Origin of the sequence: Arthrobacter sp. Ld5 (assembly GCF_051172775.1) — a bacterium.
Classification (GTDB): Bacteria; Actinomycetota; Actinomycetes; order Actinomycetales; family Micrococcaceae; genus Arthrobacter_D.
In genome coordinates, this window is record NZ_JBPKBO010000021.1 from 96,301 (window position 1) to 115,453 (window position 19,153).

The 19,153-nt window shown below is 70.1% G+C and carries 16 protein-coding genes; 11 read left to right on the plus strand and 5 right to left on the minus strand.

Annotated features, from left to right (window positions below):
* The first annotated feature begins 32 nt into the window (after positions 1-32).
* The 4 genes from lpdA to ACSGDB_RS10640 all read left to right on the plus strand — a co-directional run bounded on the left by lpdA (position 33) and on the right by ACSGDB_RS10640 (position 4,940).
* Positions 33-1,415, plus strand: coding sequence for a dihydrolipoyl dehydrogenase (gene lpdA, locus ACSGDB_RS10625; protein WP_434994645.1), 1,383 nt, complete (start codon positions 33-35; stop codon positions 1,413-1,415).
* A 153-nt stretch (positions 1,416-1,568) separates the two neighbouring features.
* Positions 1,569-3,377, plus strand: a complete 1,809-nt coding sequence (sucB, locus tag ACSGDB_RS10630; protein ID WP_434994646.1) for a 2-oxoglutarate dehydrogenase, E2 component, dihydrolipoamide succinyltransferase — start codon at positions 1,569-1,571, stop codon at positions 3,375-3,377.
* A 138-nt stretch (positions 3,378-3,515) separates the two neighbouring features.
* On the plus strand, positions 3,516-3,947 hold the full coding sequence (locus tag ACSGDB_RS10635; RefSeq protein WP_434994647.1) for an OsmC family protein: 432 nt from the start codon (positions 3,516-3,518) through the stop codon (positions 3,945-3,947).
* A gap of 96 nt (positions 3,948-4,043) precedes the next feature.
* Positions 4,044-4,940 carry a TIGR01777 family oxidoreductase gene (locus ACSGDB_RS10640; protein WP_434994648.1) on the plus strand — a complete coding sequence of 299 codons (897 nt, stop codon included), beginning with the start codon at positions 4,044-4,046 and terminating at the stop codon, positions 4,938-4,940.
* A gap of 14 nt (positions 4,941-4,954) precedes the next feature.
* On the opposite strand, the gene ACSGDB_RS10645 is transcribed toward ACSGDB_RS10640, so the two are convergent.
* Positions 4,955-7,105: a protein kinase domain-containing protein gene (locus ACSGDB_RS10645; protein ID WP_434994650.1), complete on the minus strand. Its 2,151-nt coding sequence runs from the start codon at positions 7,103-7,105 to the stop codon at positions 4,955-4,957.
* 135 nt (positions 7,106-7,240) lie between these two features.
* Here ACSGDB_RS10645 and ACSGDB_RS10650 point away from each other — a divergent pair, with 135 nt between their 5' ends.
* The 4 genes from ACSGDB_RS10650 to ACSGDB_RS10665 all read left to right on the plus strand — a co-directional run bounded on the left by ACSGDB_RS10650 (position 7,241) and on the right by ACSGDB_RS10665 (position 10,198).
* Positions 7,241-7,630 carry a hypothetical protein gene (locus ACSGDB_RS10650; RefSeq protein ID WP_434994651.1) on the plus strand — a complete coding sequence of 130 codons (390 nt, stop codon included), beginning with the start codon at positions 7,241-7,243 and terminating at the stop codon, positions 7,628-7,630.
* A gap of 9 nt (positions 7,631-7,639) precedes the next feature.
* Positions 7,640-8,377 (plus strand): lipoyl(octanoyl) transferase LipB, encoded by a 738-nt coding sequence (gene lipB / locus ACSGDB_RS10655; RefSeq protein ID WP_434994652.1) that lies wholly within the window; start codon positions 7,640-7,642, stop codon positions 8,375-8,377.
* Positions 8,374-9,375: a lipoyl synthase gene (gene lipA / locus ACSGDB_RS10660; protein WP_434994654.1), complete on the plus strand. Its 1,002-nt coding sequence runs from the start codon at positions 8,374-8,376 to the stop codon at positions 9,373-9,375. The genes lipB and lipA overlap by 4 nt, the downstream gene beginning before the upstream one ends.
* Before the next feature lie 70 nt (positions 9,376-9,445).
* Positions 9,446-10,198, plus strand: coding sequence for a DUF4191 domain-containing protein (locus ACSGDB_RS10665; protein ID WP_434994656.1), 753 nt, complete (start codon positions 9,446-9,448; stop codon positions 10,196-10,198).
* 80 nt (positions 10,199-10,278) lie between these two features.
* On the opposite strand, the gene ACSGDB_RS10670 is transcribed toward ACSGDB_RS10665, so the two are convergent.
* Positions 10,279-10,716, minus strand: coding sequence for an RDD family protein (locus tag ACSGDB_RS10670; protein ID WP_434994657.1), 438 nt, complete (start codon positions 10,714-10,716; stop codon positions 10,279-10,281).
* 257 nt (positions 10,717-10,973) lie between these two features.
* Between ACSGDB_RS10670 and glnA (ACSGDB_RS10675) the strand changes: the two genes are divergently transcribed.
* Entirely contained in the window at positions 10,974-12,398 is a 1,425-nt protein-coding gene (glnA, locus tag ACSGDB_RS10675) for a type I glutamate--ammonia ligase (RefSeq protein ID WP_434994658.1), read from the plus strand.
* Positions 12,399-12,664: 266 nt separating this feature from the next.
* A complete protein-coding gene (locus ACSGDB_RS10680) occupies positions 12,665-13,321 on the plus strand; it encodes a GmrSD restriction endonuclease domain-containing protein (RefSeq protein ID WP_434994660.1) in 657 nt (218 codons plus the stop codon).
* A gap of 25 nt (positions 13,322-13,346) precedes the next feature.
* Here the strand turns inward: ACSGDB_RS10680 and ACSGDB_RS10685 are convergent, their stop codons facing one another.
* Entirely contained in the window at positions 13,347-16,355 is a 3,009-nt protein-coding gene (locus tag ACSGDB_RS10685; RefSeq protein WP_434994661.1) for a bifunctional [glutamine synthetase] adenylyltransferase/[glutamine synthetase]-adenylyl-L-tyrosine phosphorylase, read from the minus strand.
* A gap of 32 nt (positions 16,356-16,387) precedes the next feature.
* Entirely contained in the window at positions 16,388-17,728 is a 1,341-nt protein-coding gene (gene glnA / locus ACSGDB_RS10690; RefSeq protein WP_434994662.1) for a type I glutamate--ammonia ligase, read from the minus strand.
* 205 nt (positions 17,729-17,933) lie between these two features.
* Here glnA (ACSGDB_RS10690) and panB point away from each other — a divergent pair, with 205 nt between their 5' ends.
* Positions 17,934-18,803 carry a 3-methyl-2-oxobutanoate hydroxymethyltransferase gene (gene panB, locus ACSGDB_RS10695; RefSeq protein ID WP_434994664.1) on the plus strand — a complete coding sequence of 290 codons (870 nt, stop codon included), beginning with the start codon at positions 17,934-17,936 and terminating at the stop codon, positions 18,801-18,803.
* Between the two features lie 18 nt (positions 18,804-18,821).
* On the opposite strand, the gene ACSGDB_RS10700 is transcribed toward panB, so the two are convergent.
* Positions 18,822-18,986 carry an SPOR domain-containing protein gene (locus ACSGDB_RS10700; protein WP_434994665.1) on the minus strand — a complete coding sequence of 55 codons (165 nt, stop codon included), beginning with the start codon at positions 18,984-18,986 and terminating at the stop codon, positions 18,822-18,824.
* Between the last annotated feature and the right edge of the window lie 167 nt (positions 18,987-19,153).

Consider the following 19,153-nt stretch of genomic DNA (forward strand, 5'->3'; position numbering starts at 1 on the left):
CGCGTCGACAGACCACGCGAGGGAGCGTACAAGTGGCCGCATCGGCAACTGCGCAAGAATTCGACATCCTGGTACTCGGTGGAGGCAGCGGCGGCTACGCCGCGGCACTCCGCGCGGTGCAGCTGGGCTTCACCGTGGGGCTCATCGAGAAGGGGAAGCTCGGCGGCACCTGCCTCCACAACGGCTGCATCCCCACGAAGGCACTCCTGCACTCGGCCGAGATCGCCGACGGCGCGCGTGACGCCGAGAAGTACGGGGTGAAGGCCACGTTCGAGTCGATCGACATGAACGCCGTGAACGCGTACAAGGACGGCATCATCGCGGGCAAGTACCGGGGCCTGCAGGGACTCATCAAGTCCAAGGGCATCACGGTCATCGAGGGCTCGGGCAAGCTCGCGTCGGAGAACACCATCGACGTCGACGGCACCGTCTACACCGGCAAGCACATCGTCCTGGCGACCGGCTCCTTCTCGCGCAGCCTCCCCGGCCTCGAGATCGGCGGCAAGGTCATCACCTCCGACCAGGCCCTCACCATGGATTTCGTACCGAAGACCGCGATCATCCTCGGCGGTGGCGTCATCGGGTGCGAGTTCGCGTCCGTGTGGAAGTCCTTCGGCGTGGACGTCACCATCATCGAGGCCCTGCCGTCGCTCGTCCCCAACGAGGACGCGTCGATCGTCAAGAACTTCGAGCGGGCGTTCAAGAAGCGCGGCATCAAGTTCAACACCGGCACCCGCTTCAAGTCGGTGGAGCAGAACGAGGAGGGCGTCGTGGTGTCCCTCGAGGACGGCAAGACGTTCGAGGCCGACCTCATGCTCGTCGCCGTCGGGCGCGGTCCCGTCACGCAGGACCTCGGCTACGAGGAGGCGGGCCTCACCATGGACCGCGGCTTCGTCATCACCGACGAGCGCCTCCACACCGGCGTCGGGAACATCTACGCGATCGGCGACATCGTCCCCGGGCTGCAGCTGGCCCACCGCGGATTCCAGCAGGGCATCTTCGTGGCGGAGGAGATCGGCGGCCTGAAGCCCGTCGTCGTCGCCGACCTGAACATCCCCAAGGTCACCTACAGCGATCCCGAGATCGCGTCCGTCGGGTACACCGAGAAGGCAGCGCGCGAGAAGTTCGGCGACGACCGCGTCGAGACGCACGAGTACAACCTCGCCGGCAACGGCAAGAGCTCGATCATCGGCACCGGCGGCCTCGTCAAGCTCGTCCGCGAGAAGGACGGCCCCATCGTGGGCGTCCACATGCTCGGCAGCCGCATGGGCGAGCAGATCGGCGAAGCGCAGCTTATCGTCAACTGGGAGGCGTACCCGGAGGACGTGGCCCCGCTCATCCACGCGCACCCCACGCAGAACGAGGCCCTCGGCGAGGCCCACCTCGCCCTCGCGGGCAAGCCGCTGCACGGCTGAGTCGCAACACCTCACGCACCACACCGGCTTGGTCCACGCCCGGAGGGCGTGGACTAAGCTCGGAAGCAGGAAATCCGAGCACGTCCAGCTGAGCAGGCCCCGCGCATCACCCAGCTGCCCAGGAACGATCTACGAAGGAGAAACGGGCGCATTATGTCTGAATCCGTGAACTTGCCCGCTCTCGGTGAAAGCGTCACCGAAGGCACCGTCACCCGCTGGCTGAAGCAGGTCGGTGACCGTGTCGAGGTCGACGAGCCGCTCCTCGAAGTCTCCACCGACAAGGTCGACACCGAGATCCCGTCCCCCATCGCGGGCGTGATCGAGGAGATCCTCGTCGCCGAGGACGAGACCGCGGAGGTCGGCGCCCCGCTCGTGCGCATCGGCGACGGCTCCGGCAGTGCGGACGCGGGCAGAGACGACGCCGGGGCCGCCGATACGCCCGCCCCGGCCGAGGAGGCTCCCGCCGAGCCCGAGCCCGAGGAGCAGGCCGCTCCTGCGGAGGCCGAGTCCTCCACCGGGTCCTCGGACGAGTCGTCCGAGGGCACCGAGGTCACCCTCCCCGCCCTCGGCGAGAGCGTCACCGAAGGCACCGTGACCCGCTGGCTCAAGGCCGTCGGCGACGACGTCGAGGTCGACGAGCCCCTCCTCGAGGTCTCCACCGACAAGGTCGACACCGAGATCCCCTCCCCCGTCGCGGGCAAGCTCCAGGAGATCCGCGTGAACGAGGACGAGACCGCCGAGGTCGGTGCGGTGCTCGCCGTGATCGGCTCGGGGGCCGCGGCCCCGAAGAAGGTCGAAGCCGCGTCTGGCGAACCGGTGGCAGCGGCACCCGCCGAGGAACGCGCCGATGCCCCCACCGAGAAGGCCGGCTCCGGGCACGAGGCAGACCGCGCCCAGCAGACCTCCGAGCCCGCCGAGGACAAGCCCGCCGCTCCCGCGCGGGCCCAGGAAAAGCCCGCGCCGGCCAAGGAGAAGCCCGCGGCCGAGGACAAGCCCGCGGAGGCGTCCGGCGGCTCGGACGCCGCAGCCTACGTCACGCCTCTCGTCCGCCGCCTGGCCAACCAGAACGACGTCGACCTCTCGACCGTCAAGGGCACCGGCGTCGGAGGACGCATCCGGAAGCAGGACGTCCTCGAGGCGGCGGAGGCCCGGAAGGCGCAGCAGGCGGAGCCCGCAGCAGCGTCCGCTCCGGCGGCCGCGCCGTCGAAGCCCGCGGCTCCCGCCGTCGAGCCCTCGAAGCTGCGCGGCACCGTCGAGAAGGCCCCCCGTATCCGGCAGACGATCGCCAAGCGCATGCGCGAGTCGCTCGAGGTGTCCGCCCAGCTCACCCAGGTGATCGAGGTGGACATGACCCGCATCGCGAAGCTGCGGGCGGCGTCCAAGGACACCTTCCTGGCGCAGAACGGCGCGAAGCTGACCTTCCTGCCCTTCCTTTCCAAGGCCGTCACCGAGGCGCTCAAGCAGCACCCGAAGCTGAACGCCTCGTTCGACGAGGAGAAGAAGGAAGTGACCTACCACGACGCCGAGCACCTGGCGATCGCGGTCGACACCGAGAAGGGCCTGCTCGTCCCCGTCATCAGGGACGCCGGCAACCTCAACCTCGGAGGACTGGCCAAGAAGATCGCCGACGTCGGTGCACGCACCCGCAATGGCCAGATCGGTCCGGACGAGCTCTCGGGCGGGACGTTCACGATCACGAACATCGGCTCCGCCGGTGCCCTGTTCGACACGCCGATCATCAACCAGCCGCAGGTCGGCATCCTGGGAACCGGGATCATCGTGAAGCGTCCCGTGGTCATCACCGGCCCCGACGGGGACGACACCATCGCGATCCGCTCCATGATGTACCTGAGCCTGACCTACGACCACCGCCTCGTCGACGGAGCGGACGCGGGCCGCTTCCTGCAGACGCTGAAGGCACGCCTGGAGGGTGGCGCGTTCGAGGCCGACCTCGGCCTGTAACGCCGCCCGGTCCCCTCGGCGCACAGGAGAAGTCGCTTCCCGTCAGGGGGCGGCTTCTCCTGTTCTCCGCCCGCTCCCTAGGATGGGACCGAAGCACCGGATGCGACCCCCGCGTCCGTTCCGACAGCAAGGAGAACCATGGCTACCGTACGCACAGCCCACACCGTCTGGAGCGGGGACCTCCCCTCCGGCTCGGGGCAGGTCTCGCTCGACTCCTCCGGCCTCGGCACCTACGACGTCACCTGGAAGGCGCGCGCCGAGCAGTCCGAGGGCAAGACGAGCCCGGAGGAGCTCATCGCCGCCGCTCACTCCGCCTGCTTCTCGATGGCGTTCAGCCACGCCGTCGGCGAGGAGGGCAAGACCCCGGAGCGGGTCGAGACGAAGGCGGAGGTGGACTTCCAGCCGGGCACGGGCATCACCGCCATCCGCCTCACGCTCGACGCCACGGTGCCCGGACTGTCCGAGGAGGACTTCCAGCGACTGGCCCAGGGCGCCAAGGAAGGCTGCCCGGTGTCGCAGGCGCTGGCTGCGGTCAAGGACATCTCCCTGACCGCCACGCTGCAGGGCTGAACCCCTCCGCGCCGCACCATGAGGACCCCGGACACTGTCCGGGGTCCTTCGTCGGCTCCGGTACCGTTCCCCCGGAACAAGTGGTTCGATGGGAGCATGCGCATCCTCCTCGCCGGCGCGTCCGGCACCATCGGTACTGCCCTCGTCCGCCGGCTCGAGCCGAACCACGAGGTCCGGCGCCTGGTGCGCAGGGCTCCCCGGGGCCCGCAGGAGATCCGGTGGAACCCGGCGGCCGGTGACCTCGACGTCGACGCCGTGGACTGGGCGGACGCCGTCATCAACCTCTCCGGAGCGGGCATCGCCGGGGGGCTCTGGACGAGGAGCTACAAGGAGACGCTGTACTCCTCGCGCATCACGGCCACCAGAACGCTCGTCGAGGCGATGGGGAAGTCCGCGACCCCGCCCACGGTCTTCGTCAGCCAGTCCGCATCCGGCTACTACGGGGACCGCGGCGACGACGTGCTGACCGAGAGCTCCTCCTCCGGCGGGACGCTGCTCGCCGACATCTGCCGCCGCTGGGAGGCGGAGGCGCTGCGCGCACCGGCGGGTGTCCGCGTCGTACTCGCCCGCACCGGGATCGTCATGTCGGAGGCGGGCGGCGCACTGCCCAAGCTGCTGATCCCGATCCGGTTCTTCGCCGGGACCTCGCTCGGTTCCGGCCGCCAGTGGTGGCCGTGGATCAGCCTCGACGACGAGGTCAGGGCGCTCGAGTTCCTGCTCACTGCCCCGCTGTCCGGGCCGGTCAACCTGAGCGCTCCGGTGCCCGCGACCCTCGATACGGTCACCCTGCAGCTCGGCGAGGCGTTCCACCGTCCGGTGTGGTTCCGCGTCCCCGGCGCCCTCCTGAAGATCGCCATGGGGCAGCTCGCCTACGAGCTCCTCCTGATCAGCTCGCGGATGGAGCCCCGCGCACTCACCAGGGCCGGTTTCACCTTCGACCAGCCCACACCGGAGGCCCTGGCCGCCTGGGTGCACCGCACCGCGACCTCCTGACCCTGCGGCACCGTTCAGGCGGGCGGCGTCACGACCGAGTGGATCCGCCATCCGTCACCGGAGGTCCACAGGACGAAGATCAGCTCCTGCTGATCGGCCGACCCGGTCCTGGTCGGCCCGGTCCGCTGCGACGACGGATCTGACGCCGCCTCGGTGTAGGAGGACAGCACCGCCGTCGCCCTGACCGCGGAGACCTTGGTCGCGGGAGGCGGGGCGGCCACCGCCGGCAGCTGGGCGAGCGCCGGGAGACCGGCCAGCTCCGCGTCCGTCACCTCGACCGGATCCCGGATGTCGATCGACAGGTCCTGCAGGGTCCTGCCCGTCTCCGCGAGCGCTCCGACCGCTTCGCGATCGGCCGCCATGGCCGGGGACCCCTCGACGTCGACCGACGTGAGCAGGTCCGCGTCGGCGTCCACGAAGGCCTGCGCCCGCAGCTCGGCCAGGCCGTCGAGGGCGATGGCGGGATCACCGGACTGCACGGCCCTGTCCGCGTCAGCGGGATCGGTGCCCTGAGCGTCACCGGGATCGGTGCCCTGAGCGTCACCGGGATCGGTGCCCTGAGCGTCACCGGGATCGGTGCCCTGAGCGTCACCGGGATCGGTGCCCTGAGCGTCACCGGGATCAGTGCCCGGAGCGTCACCGGGATCAGTGCCCGGAGCGTGACCGGGCGCCGTGGGGGGCGTGCGACCGACTGCCGGCTCCGCGGACCCCGCAGCGTCGACGGTCAGCGCGACGCCGGCCACGAGCAGTACGACGGCGGCCACTCCGGCCAGCAGGGCCAGCACACCCCGGGTGCGCTGCTCCCCGGCGCGTGCCCGGTCCGCACCCTGCGGCGGGATTGGGGCCGCTCGCCGGCGGGAGGCCGGGGCCGGCCCTGCACCCGGAAACCGCTCTCCCCAGGAGCTCCCTGCCCGCCGCGATCTTCGTGCCCGGGATCCGTCGGCGCGGCCTCCTGTCGGCCCCTGCGGCCCCGGGGGTGCCGTCCGCAGGCGCTCTCCCAGCGGGCGCCGTCCGGGCGTGCTGCGTCCCGGGGTGGGCCGTCCCTGCACCGTTCCGTGTACTCCCCGGCCGGTGCGGGAGCCGTGGTCGATCAGCCGGGACCATCCGGACGGCGGGGCGCCGGGAGGCGGGTCGGCGCTCCGGGTCAGCAGGTCCGGCAGGACACTCGCATGCACGGCCGGGACGAGGTCGAGGGGTGCCGGCGTCGACCCGGAGAGCAGACCCCGCGCGAACTGGTCAGCGGTGGGGCGCCGGTCCCGGCGGGAGCTGAGCGCGTCCTCGATGAGGTGCATGAGCTCCCAAGGAACCTCCGGGACGATCAGCGCGAGGGGAGGCCGCTGCTCGGCCGGCCCGGGGATGCGGCCCGTCAGGGCGAACCAGGCCACCGCCGCGAGGGCGAAGACGTCGGCGCCGACATCGAACGACCCGTCGTGGAGCGGATCGAGGAAGCCCGGCGTGCCGGCGACGCCGCGCCTCCCGGCGCCGAGGAGGCGCGCGGTCCCCAGATCGCCGAGGAGCGGCTTGCCCTCGGCGGTGAAGAGGATGTTCCCGGGAGTCACATCGCCGTGCACGGCTCCGGCGGCATGCAGGGAACCGAGCGCCTGCGCCACCGGGACCAGCGCCGTCACGACCTCGGGGATCGGCAGGGGGCCGCGACTCGTCACGAGCCCCAGGAGAGAGCCTCCCGGGGCGAGGTCCATCAGCAGCCCGGGCCCCCGGTCCGTCTCGACGACCCCGTGCACCCGGAGGAGGTGATCGTGGGTGAACCGCTGCAGGAGCCTCAGTTCGCGCACGAGCACGCCGGGGTCCGTGCCGCCCCCGGCCACCGGCGACGACGGGAGTGCCGTGGCGCCGGCCGCTGCAGTGCCGGTGGCGGCGTGCCGTCCGCGGTGGGGTGGGACGGCAGCGGGCCCGGCGGGCCGGCCCTCCGCAGGGCCGGCGGCACGGGGTGCGATCACCTTCAGGGCGAGGCGCCGCCCGCCGTCGTCCGTCACCAGCCACACGGCGGAGGAGCCGCCGCGGCCCAGAAGGCGCCCGACCCGCAGGCCGTCGGCGACCGGCCGCTCCCCGTCCTCGACGTCGGCGCACCACGGGCCGCCCGATGGACGATCCGCCGCCGTGCCCGCTGCTGATCCCTCCGAGGTTCGTCCCGCGTCGCCGTCCATGGTCCAGTTCTAGGGCATCGCGAGCCACCCGCCCGCGTTATCCACAGCTCGGCCCGCGCATCTCCCCGACACGATTGCCACACTAGAACATATGTTCTATTTTTAACGCACGGTTCCGAACGAGACAGGGGGGTCATGACACGCGCACCCATCGAGGCACCCGGGGCCTGGCGTCCGGTGGACGAGGCCGTAGCACTCTCCTTCGAGGACGTCGACGGCAGCCCGCTGCCCTTCCGGCTGCGTTGGCGTGGCTCGCTCTGGCACGTGGTGGGACCCCGCCGGCACTGGTCCACCTGGCGGGCACTGCCCTCGACGCCGGACGATCCGGAGGAGGTGCGGCCGGTCCACCCGTGGCGTGCCGACTTCTGGAGGTTCCAGGCGCAGACGGGTCCTGCCTCCCCGATCCTCCACTTCGAGGTACGCCGCACCGGGGACGACTGGCGGCTGGTCCGCCTCGGCGCGACCTTCGACCTCCCCGACCGGCAAGGCAGTCCGACGGCAGGAAGGTGTCCCACACAGGACTAGGCTTGAGGCATGACTCTTGTGCTGTCGCGCGTCGGCCTCGCTCCGGACTACATCGAGTACACGCGGGGGTGGGAGCTGCAGAAGGCACTCCACGCCCAGGTCGTGGACAGGACCGCACCCAGCACCGTCCTGCTCCTCGAGCACGACGCCGTGTACACGGCGGGTAAACGCACCGAGGACCACGAGCGGCCCTTCGACGGCACACCGGTGGTGCCCGTCGACCGCGGCGGCAAGCTCACCTGGCACGGCCCGGGCCAGCTGGTCGGATACCCGATCCTCGCCCTGCGGGACCCTGCGCGGGTCGCCGAGTACGTCCACACCCTGGAGGAGGTCATCATCGCCTCCCTGCGCCCCCTCGGCATCGACGGCATCCGGATCGACGGGCGTTCCGGCGTCTGGCTCGCGGAGACCGACACGCAACCCGCCCGCAAGATCGCGGCCATCGGCATCCGTGTCAGGGACCGGGTCACCATGCACGGCTTCGCCGTCAACTGCAGCAACGATCTCGCACCCTTCCGGCAGATCGTCCCGTGCGGCATCGCGGACGCCGGCGTCACCTCGATCTCCGCCGAATGCGGCCGCACGGTCACACCGGCGGATCTCGTTTCGTCGATCGAGGCGGAACTGCGCAAGAATGAGGCAGTGCTGGTGGGCAACGACGACACCGAAGCACCCCGCCACGACCCTGCTGGTACCGGCGGCACGCCCGGTCCGGCCCAGAACCAGCCAGAAGGAGCTTCCCTGTGAGTCTTGCACCCGAGGGCCGCCGACTGCTGCGCGTCGAGGCGCGCAACGCCGAGACACCGGTGGAGCGCAAGCCCGACTGGATCAAGGCCAAGGTCAACATCGGCCCGGAATTCGTCTCCATGAAGAACCTCGTGAAGAAGGAGGGCCTGCACACCGTCTGCGAGGAAGCAGGCTGCCCGAACATCTTCGAGTGCTGGGAGGACCGGGAAGCCACGTTCCTGATCGGCGGCTCCGAATGCACCCGACGGTGCGACTTCTGCCAGATCGACACCGGCAAGCCGCAGCCCCTCGACCGCAGCGAGCCCTTCAAGGTCGCCCAGTCGGTGCAGTCCATGAACCTGCGCTACGCCACCGTCACCGGCGTCGCCCGCGACGACCTGCCCGACGAGGGAGTCTGGCTCTACGCCGAGACCATCCGCCAGATCCACAGCATGAACCCGGGCACGGGCGTCGAGATCCTGATCCCCGACTTCTCGGGCCGCCCCGAGCACATCGCGGCGATCTGCGACGCCGCCCCCGAGGTCTTCGCCCACAACGTGGAGACCGTCCCCCGCATCTTCAAGCGGATCCGCCCGGCGTTCCGCTACGAACGCTCCCTCGACGTCATCACCCAGGGGCGTGACCGCGGCATGGTCACGAAGTCGAACCTCATCCTCGGGATGGGCGAGACCCGGGAGGAGATCTCCGAGGCCCTCCGCGACCTGCACGAGGCCGGCTGCGACCTCATCACGATCACGCAGTACCTGCGCCCGAGCGAACGCCACCTCCCCGTGGACCGCTGGGTGAAGCCCGCCGAATTCGTCGAACTGAGCGAGGAGGCCGAGGAGATCGGTTTCCTCGGCGTGATGAGCGGCCCCCTCGTGCGCTCCTCGTACCGTGCGGGCCGTCTCTGGGCGCGCGCCATGCGCCGGAAGGGCCTCGAGCTCCCGCCGGAGCTCGCCCACCTGGACGAGTCCGGGACCGCCCTGCAGGAAGCCTCCTCGCTCCTCGCGGGCTGACGCACCCGCCGTTCACGACGGCGGGCTGTCCGGCCGCCGCTCCCCCGCCATCCCGTAGAATCGAAGAACTATGTCGCACACGATCGATCCCTCCGGTTCCCCCACGCCCAAACGCCGTCTCTTCTCGCGCAAGACGAAGGCGGCGAAGGGTCCGAAGAAGACCGGGCGGATGAAGCAGGTCTCCGAAGTCTTCAAGATGACGCGCCGCAACGATCCGAGCGTCGTCTGGTTCATGCTCCTGGCGTTCGTCGGCATCATCGCGCTCGGGCTGCTGATCGGGCTGCTGATCGACAACGTCATCACGCTGATGATCATCGCCGTCCCGCTCGCGTTCCTCGCGGCGATCTTCATCCTGTCCCGCCGGGCCGAGCGCGCCGCGTTCTCCCAGATCGAGGGGAAGCCCGGCGCGGCCGGGGCGGCGCTCAGCGTCCTGCGCCGCGGCTGGATCCTCCAGGAACAGCCCGTCGCGGTCAATCCACGCACCCAGGACGCCGTGTTCCGCGTGATCGGCCGCCCGGGGGTCATCCTCGTCTCGGAGGGCCCGTCCACCCGGGTCAAGCAGCTCGTCGACGGCGAGAAGCGCAAGATGGCCCGCATCATCCCGAACGTGCCCGTCCACATCATCGAGACCGGCCGTGATGATCGTCAGGTCCCCCTGGCGAAGCTCCCGAAGACGGTGCAGAAGCTCAAGAAGACGCTCACCAAGCAGGAGGTGTCCGCCGTCGACAAGCGGCTGAGCGCCCTCGGCACGAAACTCCCCATCCCCAAGGGCGTGGATCCGTTCAAGGCGCGCCCCGACCGCAAGGCGATGCGCGGGCGCTGAGCCCACGACGACCGCAGGCACACGAAGAGCCCCTCCCGTCGGGAGGGGCTCTTCGTGTAGCACCCAGGATCGGGGCCCGGCTAGATGCGGAAGAGACCGGTACCGCGCGCCCGGTCGTGGAGGCCGCGCTGGTCCGCGTCGATGATGAGGGCCGGGATTACGAGGCACAGGAGCACGCTCCGGATGATCGCGGTCAGGTAGCCGGCAGGCTTCCCGTCGAGCGTCTGCACCTGCATGCGGAGGAGGCGATGCCCGATGCTGTACCCGAAGAAGCCGACGAGCAGGATCTGTTCGACGAGGAAGATGTAAAGCGTGGCAAAGGAGTCGTAGTCGAAGAACGCCGCGGAGATCAGCGAGCAGATGACCCAGTCGATCAGGAGCGCCGCAGCCCTCGGTCCGAACCTGGCGATGGATCCCGGACCCGATGCGGGCCGCCCGAGCCGCTGCCCCGGCCATTGCTGGTTGCCCGACGGCGGGGGGCCTTCCATCCACGAACCGATGTCATCTCTACTCACCACTCCTCCAGCGTACCCGGCGGCGAGCGGCCGCATTATGCCCCCCGACCTCGCGGACACGCTAGGGTAGGAGACGCACTTCCCCTCATGTAACCTCCCGGAAACAACGGCGACACCAGCGAGAAACTGCCCGCTCCTACAGTTGATGCGAGACGGTGGCAGCGTTCCATTCCGCCGGAGCTCGCGACTTCCCGCGCGGTGCAGGTGCACGCGCTGGTGCCCGGTCTTCCTCCCCAGCCCTGCGATAGGAGCACGATTCGATGTTCAAGAATGCGGACGAGGTCCTCAAATTCATCGCCGACGAAGACATCAGGTTCGTCGATGTCCGGTTCACCGACCTGCCCGGTGTGCAGCAGCACTTCAACGTCCCCGCGAAGTCGGTCGACGCGGACTTCTTCATCCACGGCCAGCTCTTCGACGGCTCCTCCATCCGAGGCTTCCAGGGCATCGCCGAGTCGGACATGCAGCTCATCCCGGACGTCACGACGGCCTTCATCGACCCGTTCCGCACCGAGAAGACCCTCGCGCTGAACTTCTCCATCGTGAACCCGCGCACCGGAGACCCCTACCACCGCGATCCCCGCAGCGTTGCAGAGCGGGCCGAGGCCTACCTGTCCTCGACGGGCATCGCGGACACGGCGTTCTTCGCTCCCGAGGCCGAGTTCTTCATCTTCGACAACGTGCAGTACGAGTCCTCCCCGCAGGGCAGCTTCTACAAGGTGGACTCCATCGAGGCGCCCTGGAACAGCGGCCGCGAGGAGGTCGGGGGCAACCTCGGCAACAAGACGCCGTTCAAGGGCGGCTACTTCCCGGTGTCCCCGGTCGACAAGCAGGCCGACCTGCGCGACGCGATCTGCGTCGAACTGGACAGGGCGGGCCTCGAGGTCGAGCGGTCCCACCACGAGGTCGGCGGCGCCGGCCAGGCCGAGATCAACTACAAGTTCACGACGATGACGCACGCGGCGGACGACCTGCAGAAGTTCAAGTACATCGTGAAGAACGTCTCGAACGCCTGGGGGAAGTCGGCCACCTTCATGCCGAAGCCCGTCTTCGGCGACAACGGCTCCGGCATGCACTGCCACCAGTCCCTGTGGAGCAACGGCCAGCCGCTGTTCTACGACGAGCGCGGTTACGCCGGACTGTCGGACACCGCCCGCTGGTACATCGGCGGCCTGCTCAAGCACGCGTCCGCCGTCCTCGCGTTCACCAACCCGACGGTGAACTCCTACCGCCGCCTGGTCAAGGGCTTCGAAGCCCCGGTCAACATGGTCTACTCGCAGGGCAACCGCTCCGCCGGTATCCGCATCCCGATCACCGGGTCCAACCCCAAGGCCAAGCGCATCGAGTTCCGCGCGCCGGACCCGTCGTCGAACCCCTACCTCGCCTTCGCCGCCCAGCTGATGGCGGGCCTCGACGGCATCAAGAACCGCATCGAGCCCGCGGATCCCATCGACAAGGATCTCTACGAGCTCCCCGCCGAGGAGGCCAAGGACATCCAGAAGGCTCCGGGCTCGCTCGAGGAGGCCCTCCTGGCCCTGGAGGCGGACAACGAGTTCCTGCAGGCCGGCGACGTCTTCACGCAGGACCTGATCGACACGTGGATCGCCTACAAGCGGGAGATGGAGATCATGCCGCTCTCGCTGCGCCCGAACCCCTACGAGTTCGAGCTCTACTACGGCGTCTAGCCGAAGACCGCGGCTGAACGGATTTCAAGCCGCAGGGAGTCCGCACGGGCGGCCGGCACATCGGTGCCGGCCGTCCGTGCGGACTTTTTCGTGCGCGGGCTGCCCTTCGTGCCGGCGGGACATCCCGGTCGGATGAGGAAGACATGCCGACCGGTGGAATTCCGAAGAAAGAGCGAAGCTTTGTCCTGATGCGGAAGAATGTATCGACGATTGTGGCAGACTCCCTGTGGCGTCCATGGGGGATGCCTTCCACTTCTGGGGTACACATGAAAAGCACATCGGGTCTCATCGCCGTCCTGACCGCCGGCCTTCTTCTCACCGGCCTCGCTGCTCCCGCTGAGGCGGGAGCGACGTACGTCACGAATCTCCGTGCCGCGGCACGCGCGCTCCCCGTCGCCACCGAGAACAACGCGGGTTACGACCGGTACCGTTACTTCGGTGGCTGGCTCGACCAGAACAAGGACTGTCAGGACACTCGCGCCGAGGTCCTCGTCGCCGAGTCGAAGGCCGTGCCGTCCTACACGACGGCACGCGGCTGCACCGTTGCGACCGGGCGCTGGACCACGACCTTCGACAACAAGGTCCACACCTCGGCGTCCACCGTACAGATCGATCACACCGTTCCGGTCGCCGAGAGCTGGGGATCAGGGGCACGGAACTGGACGCAGGCACGCCGGGTCGCGTTCTACAACGACATGGGTTACGCGGGTGCCCTTAACGCCCAGACCACGCTGCTGAACCAGCAGAAACAGGCCAAGGGCCCCGAGGACTGGATGCCACCCCAGAACAAGTGCTCCTACGTCGCACAGTGGATCACCGTGAAAGCACGCTGGGGCATGACCGTCGATTCGCGCGAGAAGGCGGCCCTGGTGCGTATAGCCGACCAGTGCCCCGTCTCCAGCCTGACGATCACCAGGTACTGAGGTATCGGCAGGAACGGTCCTGCCGCTAGTACCCGTAGAAGTGCCGCTCGAAGATGCCCCGACTGCGTCGCGTCATGCGGAGGTAGTCCTCCTCCAGGTGCGAGCCGCTGTCCGGGCCGTACCCGCACCACCGCGCCACCGCCTCGAGGTCACGGCGTGAGGAGGGCAGCAGGTCGGACCCGCGGCCGCTCCAGATGACGTTCGCGCCCCGGATGCGCGTGGCCAGCGTCCAGCTGCCGCGCAGGATCGCGACGTCCTCCGCCGGCACCAGGCCCTCGGCCTCGATGACGTCCAGGGCGGCGAGCGTGGACTGGACGCGCAGGGCCGGGACCGCGTGGGCGTGCTGGAGCTGGAGGAGCTGCACGAGCCACTCGACGTCGCTGAGGGCACCGCGCCCCAGCTTCAGGTGCCGCGACGGGTCGGCGCCGCGCGGAAGCCGTTCCGCTTCGACGCGCGCCTTGATGCGCCGGATCTCGCGCACGTCGGTCTCGGCGAGCTCCCGCGGGTAGCGCACGGGGTCGATGACCTCGAGGAATTCCGCGGCCAGGCCGTCGTCGCCGGCGAGGGGCCGGGCCCTCAGGAGCGCCTGCGCCTCCCACACGAGCGACCAGCGGCGGTAGTACTCGCGGTAGGAGGCGATGGAACGCACCATGGGGCCCTGCTTGCCCTCCGGGCGGAGCGCCGCGTCCATCTCCAGCACCCGTTCGGCAAGCACCGCCGGCTTGCACGGCTGCGTGAGCAGCGCGACCAGCCGGGCCACGATCGCCTCCGCCTGCTTCTGCGCCGCCGGCTCGTCCGCGCCCGGCCGCGGCCGGTGCACGTAGATGACGTCGGCGTCGGACCCGTAGGTGATCTCGCGGCCGCCCTGGCGTCCCATCGTCATCACGACGACGTCGGTGAGCTGGTCCTCGCCCGCGAACACCTGCTTCTCCGCCACGTGCAGCGCCCCGAGGACCGCCGCACGGTCGGCGTCGGACAGCGCCTCCCCCACCTCAGCCTGGGACAGCAGGTTCGAACTGTCGGCGATGGCGATCCGCAGCAGCTCGCGCCGCCGGATGAGGCGGATGAGGCGGATGGCCTCCTCCGGCTCCGGGTGCCGCGACATCTTCGACCGGATCTCGTGCCACTGGGCCTCGAAGGTCTCCGGGACGAGCTCGGCATCGGCGCCGAGCCACTGCGTCGACTCCGGCGACACCTCCAGCAGATCGGTGATGAAGCGGCTGCTCGACAGGACGGCGCAGAGCCGTTCCGCGGCGGCGTTGGAATCGCGCAGCATGCCCAGGTACCAGTGGCTCTCGCCGAGTGATTCGCTGAGCCGGCGGAACCCGAGGAGCCCGGCGTCGGGGTCGACGCCGTCGGCGAACCAGCCCAGCAGGATGGGCAGGAGCTGCCGCTGCAGCAGGGCACGGCGCCGGAGCCCGCCCGTGAGCGCCTCGATGTGGCGCATCGCGCCCCGCGGGTCCTGGTAGCCGAGTGCCGCGAGGCGCGCCTGTGCGGCCTCCGCCGTGAGCTGCACGTCCTCGGGCTGGAGGGTGGCCGCGTTGTTGAGCAGCGGCCGGTAGAAGATCGATTCGTGGAGCCGCTTGACGAGCCTGCGGGTGGACTGCCACTTGTCGTGGAGGCTCTGGGCGCTCGGGCGCACTGTCACCCTGCACCCCTCGGAGGACCGGGCCAGGGCGCGCAGCGCGGTGTCGTCCTCGGGCATGAGATGGGTCCGGCGCATCTGCATGAGCTGGATCCGGTGCTCGAGGACCCGCAGGTACCGGTAGGCGTCGTCGAGGTCCAGCGCGTCGGAGCGCCCCACGTACCCGGCGGCGCTGAGCGCGCCGATCGCGGAGACGGTGTCACGTACCCGCAGCGACTCGTCCAGCCGTCCGTGGACGAGCTGCAGCAGCTGCACGGTGAATTCGACGTCGCGCAGGCCACCCGGCCCGAGCTTGAGCTGTCGTGCCGCCTCGTCCCGTGCGATGTTGTCCGTGACCCGGCGGCGCATGGCCCGGACGCCGTCGACGAACCCCTCCCGCTGCGACGACGCCCAGACCAGCGGGGCGATGGCCTCCTCGTATCGGCGGCCGAGGTCGGGGTCCCCCGCCGCGGCGCGGGCCTTCAGGAGGGCCTGGAACTCCCAGCTCCTGGCCCAGCGCTCGTAGTAGGACACGTGCGACTGCAGGGTCCGGACGAGCTGGCCGTCCTTGCCCTCGGGCCTGAGGTTCGCGTCGACCTCCCACAGTGCCGGCTCCTGGCCGGGCGAATAGACGCCCCGGGACATGCCGGAGGCGAGCCCCGTCCCGATCCTGGTGAGCGTCGTCTCATCGAGGCCGTCCCCCTCCACCACATAGACCACGTCGACGTCGGAGATGTAGTTCAGTTCGCGCGCACCGCACTTGCCCATCGCGATCACGGCGAGCCTCACGCGGGCGACGACGTCGCGCCCGTACACCTCGCCCAGTTCCGCCCGGGCCACGGCGAGGGAGGCCTCCAGCGCCGCTGCGGCGAGGTCCGCGAGCTCACGCGCGACGACGGGCAGGTAGTCGACCGGGGCGCAGTGGCCGAGGTCGCGGACGGCGAGGTCCGTCAGCAGCCGCCGGTACGCGACCCGGAGCCGGCAGTACGCGTCGGCGCCGACGACACCCGCCACGGGATTGGCTCCGGCCGGGTCGGCGTCGACGGAGCGGAGCAGCTCTGCGCGCAGGTCCTCGGGCGCGACGACGGGCGGGGTGGCCGGCCGGGTGCTCACGACGTCGAGGTGCTCGGGGTGCCGCATGAGGAACTCCCCGAGCGCCTCGGTGGCGCCCAGCAGCCGGAACAGGGGGCCGCGGCTGTCCGCGTCGGAGAAAGCCGCCCCGACCGCCGCGCGGTCCACGGCCAGCAGCCTCACGAAGGACTGCAGCGCCATGTCCGGATTGGCGGACACCGCGAGACCCGCGAAGAGGTCGTCGTCGTCGAGGCCCCGCAGTTCCGGCGCGTCGAGGAAACGACGGCTCTTCTCGAGGTCCGTGAAGCCATAACTGATCAGCTTGCGGTTAAGGCTCATGTCCCAACCCTAGCCATGTCCCTCGGGGCGCCTCACAGGATGTTCAGGTTCCGGCGCACCTCCCAGGGGGTCACCTGGATCCGGTAGTCGTGCCATTCGGCGCGTTTGTTCCGCAGGAAGTTCTCGAAGACCTGCTCCCCCAGGATGTCCGCGACGAGCTCGGACTCCTCCATGACCCGGATGGCGTCGTGCAGGCTGGCGGGCAGCGGGTCGTGCCCCATGGCCCGGCGCTCCGCCCCCGTCAGGCTCCAGACGTCGTCCTCGGCGGCCGGCGGCAGGTCGTAGCCCTCCTCGATGCCCTTCAGCCCCGCTCCCAGGAGGACCGAGTACGCGAGGTAGGGGTTGCTGGCGGAGTCGATCCCGCGGTACTCGATGCGTGCCGACTGGCCCTTGTTGGGCTTGTAGAGGGGCACGCGGACCAGGGCGGAGCGGTTGTTGTGGCCCCAGGACAGGTAGCTGGGCGCCTCGCCGCCGCCCCAGAGCCGCTTGAAGGAGTTGACGAACTGGTTGGTCACGGCGGTGAACTCGGGGGCGTGCCGGAGGATGCCCGCGATGAACTGACGTGCGGTCTTCGACAGCTGGAACTCGGCCCCGGCCTCGTAGAAGGCGTTCGCGTCGCCCTCGAACAGCGAGAAGTGCGTGTGCATCCCGGACCCGGGGTGCTCCGAGAAGGGCTTCGGCATGAAGGTCGCGTAGCTGTCGGAGGTCAGGGCGACCTCCTTGATGATGGTGCGGAACGTCATGATGTTGTCGGCGGTCTGCAGTGCATCGGCGTACCGCAGGTCGATCTCGTTCTGCCCGGGACCCGCCTCGTGGTGGCTGAACTCGACGGAGATGCCCACGGACTCGAGCATCGCCACGGCCGTCCGCCGGAAGTCCTGGGCCACACCGCCCGGCACGTGGTCGAAGTAGCCCGCCTGGTCCACCGGCACCGGCTGGCCGTCCGCACCCGGTTCCGCGGACTTCAGCAGGTAGAACTCGATCTCGGGGTGGGTGTAGCAGGTGAACCCCATGTCGGCGGCCTTCGCGAGGGTCTTCTTGAGGACCCCGCGCGGATCGGCGGTGGACGGCTGGCCGTCCGGGGTGAGGATGTCGCAGAACATCCGGGACGTCTGCTCCTTCTCGCCCCGCCAGGGCAGGATCTGGAAGGTGGAAGGGTCCGGCTGGGCGAGCATGTCCGATTCGTACACGCGGGCGAGCCCCTCGATGGAGGATCCGTCGAACCCGAGGCCCTCCTCGAACGCTCCCTCGACCTCGGCCGGCGCGAGCGCCACCGACTTCAGGGAGCCGACGACGTCGGTGAACCACAGCCGGACGTAGCGGACGTCCCGCTCCTCGATGGTGCGCAGTACGAACTCCTGCTGCCGGTCCATGACAACCTTCTTCCTCGAATCGATGCCCGGACCGCTCGGTCCCGGTGGCAGCGCCTGCCGCGCCGTCCTCACTCTACTGAGCCGCGGGCGCGGTACAGCCGCGGCGGCACCCCGTCATTCTCGCCTGCCCGTGTTAACGGCCGGTTACGCGGGCAGCGGGCCGGCAGGACCGGGGCCTGCGGGCGCCGTCCGATAGTCTCGTGTCATGACTTCCGCCGAACTGCCTGCCCCCTACGGAGCGGGCGCGGGCGCGACGCCGACCGCGCCGACCGTCCCCCCGACCGGTCGGATCCGCATCCGCCACCTGCAGCAGGCGAAGGAGGACGGCACCCGCTTCGCGATGCTCACGGCGTACGACCAGTACGCCGCGCAGGTGTTCGACGACGCCGGCATCGAGGTGCTCCTGGTCGGCGATTCGGCGGCCAACAACGTCCTCGGGCACGCCACGACGCTGCCCATCACGCTGGACGAGATGATCCTCTTCAGCCGGGCGGTGAGCACCGCGGCGCGGCGCGCCCTCGTCGTCGCCGACCTGCCCTTCGGCAGCTACGAGGTCTCCCCCCAGCAGGCGGTCGCATCCTCGGTCCGGCTCCTGAAGGAGGGCCTCGTGCACGCCGTGAAGATGGAGGGCGGCGCGGAGTACGCGGAGACGGTCCGGGCGCTCGTGCGCGCCGGCATTCCCGTCATGGCACACATCGGCTTCACGCCGCAAAGCGAACACGCCCTCGGCGGGTACCGGGTCCAGGGGCGCGGTGACGCGTCGCAGCGCATCGTCGACGACGCCGTCGCCCTCGCCGACGCCGGGGCGTTCTGCGTCCTGATGGAGATGGTGCCCAGCGGGACCGCGGAGGCCGTCGACGCCGCCGTCCGCGTCCCGACGATCGGCATCGGTGCCGGTCCGGGCACGACGGGCCAGGTGCTGGTCTGGCAGGACATGGCCGGGCTGCGCGGCGGCCGGCAGGCGAAGTTCGTCAAGCAGTACGCGGACGTGCGGACGGTGCTCGCCGACGCGGCGCGCGCCTACGCGGACGACGTCCGGGCCGGCACGTTCCCCGGCCCCGAGCACACGTTCTAGCCGCCCGCGCGGGCACGCCTACGCGTCGTCGTCCCCGTCCCACGCCTCGTTGCGCTGCTGGACCTTCTCGAGGGCCTTCTCGGCCTCGGCCCTCGTCGCGTACGGCCCGATGAGCTGCGACCAGTCCGACTGCCGGTCCTCCTCGACCTCGTGCGTGCGCACGTTGAACCAGTACTCCGTCATGTCGACCTCCTTCGTCGGGGCGCGGACCGTGTCATCCGCCGGCCGGTCCGGCGACACCTTTCGGTGGCCGGCCGACGCCCACTATAAGATCAGGGTATGCCCCAGATTTCCGCCGCGCCCCTCGGGACCCTGACCCCCGGCACCGTCTCGCCCCAGCGCCCCGTGCC

Coding starts and splice junctions, on each gene's coding strand:
- sucB (WP_434994646.1), top strand. CDS start 1,569: ATGTCTGAATCCGTGAACTTGCCCGCTCTCGGTGAAAGCGTCACCGAA.
- ACSGDB_RS10635 (WP_434994647.1), top strand. CDS start 3,516: ATGGCTACCGTACGCACAGCCCACACCGTCTGGAGCGGGGACCTCCCC.
- ACSGDB_RS10640 (WP_434994648.1), top strand. CDS start 4,044: ATGCGCATCCTCCTCGCCGGCGCGTCCGGCACCATCGGTACTGCCCTC.
- ACSGDB_RS10645 (WP_434994650.1), bottom strand. CDS start 7,105: ATGGACGGCGACGCGGGACGAACCTCGGAGGGATCAGCAGCGGGCACG.
- ACSGDB_RS10650 (WP_434994651.1), top strand. CDS start 7,241: ATGACACGCGCACCCATCGAGGCACCCGGGGCCTGGCGTCCGGTGGAC.
- lipB (WP_434994652.1), top strand. CDS start 7,640: ATGACTCTTGTGCTGTCGCGCGTCGGCCTCGCTCCGGACTACATCGAG.
- ACSGDB_RS10665 (WP_434994656.1), top strand. CDS start 9,446: ATGTCGCACACGATCGATCCCTCCGGTTCCCCCACGCCCAAACGCCGT.
- glnA (WP_434994658.1), top strand. CDS start 10,974: ATGTTCAAGAATGCGGACGAGGTCCTCAAATTCATCGCCGACGAAGAC.
- ACSGDB_RS10680 (WP_434994660.1), top strand. CDS start 12,665: ATGAAAAGCACATCGGGTCTCATCGCCGTCCTGACCGCCGGCCTTCTT.
- ACSGDB_RS10685 (WP_434994661.1), bottom strand. CDS start 16,355: ATGAGCCTTAACCGCAAGCTGATCAGTTATGGCTTCACGGACCTCGAG.
- glnA (WP_434994662.1), bottom strand. CDS start 17,728: ATGGACCGGCAGCAGGAGTTCGTACTGCGCACCATCGAGGAGCGGGAC.
- panB (WP_434994664.1), top strand. CDS start 17,934: ATGACTTCCGCCGAACTGCCTGCCCCCTACGGAGCGGGCGCGGGCGCG.
- ACSGDB_RS10700 (WP_434994665.1), bottom strand. CDS start 18,986: ATGACGGAGTACTGGTTCAACGTGCGCACGCACGAGGTCGAGGAGGAC.